Annotated in this window: 3 protein-coding genes; 1 reads left to right on the forward strand and 2 read right to left on the reverse strand. The window is 65.9% G+C overall.

Annotated elements, in window-relative coordinates:
- Both AC1DUU_RS30340 and AC1DUU_RS30345 read right to left on the reverse strand, forming a co-directional pair.
- A partial coding sequence (locus AC1DUU_RS30340) for an RNA polymerase sigma factor (RefSeq protein WP_476787021.1) occupies window positions 1–1,335 on the reverse strand: 1,335 nt, incomplete at its 3' end.
- A 3-nt stretch (window positions 1,336–1,338) separates the two neighbouring features.
- Complete coding sequence (locus AC1DUU_RS30345; RefSeq protein ID WP_476787022.1) at window positions 1,339–1,689, reverse strand: YciI family protein; 351 nt, start codon at window positions 1,687–1,689, stop codon at window positions 1,339–1,341.
- 230 nt (window positions 1,690–1,919) lie between these two features.
- Here AC1DUU_RS30345 and AC1DUU_RS30350 point away from each other — a divergent pair.
- Window positions 1,920–2,153: glutathione S-transferase N-terminal domain-containing protein (locus AC1DUU_RS30350; protein WP_476787023.1), on the forward strand; the 234-nt coding region annotated here is incomplete at its 3' end.

The following is a 2,153-nucleotide window of genomic DNA, read 5'->3' on the forward strand; positions in this document are numbered from 1 at the left end:
ACCATCCTCAACGCCATGATCCGGGACCAAAAACCATGGCAAACCGCTTGACCGCCAAGACAGTCGCTCTCCCCGTAAAGAACAGGGAGAGGGGGCGTCGGCGACAGCCGCTCGTTTTCGCTTGAGGAAGGCGCGCACGGCTTGGTCGGTCTCAAGCCCGATGGCAAGCTGATAGGCCTTGTCGGCCTCGGAGAGATTGCCCGCCAGCGACAGCAGTTCGGCACGCGCGGCCCAGTAGGGCTGGTATTCGTTGAGCCTGGGGTCATCGATGGCGTCGAGCAGGGTGATGCCCCGTTCCAGCCCACCGGCATATGCCACCGCCACCGCATGGTTGACGGCGACGACCGGCGAGGCGGAGATCGTCATCAGGCCGGCATAAAGCGTGGCGATTGCCGCCCAGTCGGTGGTGCCGGCAAAGCGCCGCGCCGCATGTGCCGACTGGATCGCCGCCTCGATCTGGTAGCGGCCGATGCCGTCAAAGGCGCCGGCGCGCTGAAGTTGCGCGTCAGCCTCGGCGATCAACTCGGCGTCCCACAAAAGCGTATCCTGTTCGCTGAGCGGCACGAACTTACCTTCAAGGTCGCGGCGGGCGGTGCGGCGCGCCTCGGCATGCAGCATCAGCGACAAAAGGCCGAGCGCCTCCGGCTCATCAGGCATCAACTGCACCACCAGCCTGCCTAGCCAGATGGCTTCGCTGGCAAGGTTGCGCCGGCGCGATTCCGTTCCCGCCGGGTCGGTCCAGCCCTCGGCGAAGGCGGCGTAGATCGCTTCCAGCACCGCCGACAGCCTTTCGCCGAGTTCCGCCGTTTCGGGGATGCGGAACGGGATGCCGGCCTGCTTGATGCGTGATTTCGCCCGCACCAGGCGCTGGCTCATGGTCGAAGGCGAAACTAGGAAAGCCGAGGCAATGGTCGCGGCATCGAAGCCGAGGATCGTCTGCAGGATCAGCGGCGCGCGCACGCCGGCTTCGATCGCCGGATGGGCGCAGGCGAAGATCAGGCCGAGCCGGTCGTCGGGAAATTTCTCGCGCGCCATCTCCTGTTCCAGTTCTTCGCCGATCAGCCGCAGATGGGCCTGGCCGGCCTCGCCGGTGATGCGCCGCCGCTGCTGGTCGATCGAGCGCCGCCGCGCCACCGTCAGGAGCCAGGCCTCCGGATGGTCCGGCACGCCAATGTCAGGCCATCTGGACAAAGCCGCGGCAAAGGCATCGGCGAGTGCGTCTTCGGCACCCGCGACGTCCCGGGTGCGCGACGCCAGATAGGCGACGAGCCTGCCATAACTTTGGCGGGCAGCGGCTTCCGCCGCCGCCCGTGCTTGTTCGGCGCCTGCGGTCATGCCTTAGCGGATCGGCCAGATTGGCCGCACTTCGATGGTGCCATAGCTGGCGCCCGGGCAACGCGCCGCCCAGCCAATGGCTGCATCTAGATCGGGCGCCTCGATGATGTAGAAGCCACCGAGCTGCTCCTTGGTGGTGGCAAACGGTCCGTCGAGCACCTCGGTCTTGTCGTTGCGCACGCGCACGGTGGTGGCGGTCGACGGCCCGCGAAGGCGCTCGCCTGACACCATCGCGCCGGCTTTGATCAGCGCTTCGTTGTAGGCCATGTAGGGCGCGGACATCTTCTCCTGCTCGCTATGGCTTGCCGCCACGAACGGCGCATCGTCGTGGTGGAGTAGAAGCATGTACTGCATTGTCGTCTCCTGATTTTCCAGGCCGCATCGTCGCGGGCCAAACGGAAGTCGCCTGACGAAAGCCGATTTCGACAGGCCAGCAGAATTTTTTGCGGCGCGCGAGCCTACCACATGGAAACGGCCGGCTGGACTGGTGAAAATTCAGCTCTGGCGGGTGCTGGCCCGGCTTGAGGAAGTTGCCGGCACCATGCCATATCCACCCGCTGGGGGATCCGGCTGGGGGGACGAGAATGTACAGACTTTATACGCGCGCCGGCAGCGGCGGCTTTGTCRTCGAAGTGGCATTCGAACTGGCGGGCGTGCCGTTCGAGCGCATCGAGGTCGTCAAGGGCGTCGAGCCCGACGCGGAATTCCGCAGGATCAGCCCGCTCGGCCAGGTGCCGGCGCTGGTTCTGCCGGACGGCCATTCGATGACCGAGTCGGCAGCCATGTGCCTGCTGCTCGCCGAGCGTCATCCCTATGCC

It is taken from the genome of Aminobacter sp. P4_H6_2, from assembly GCF_056400805.1.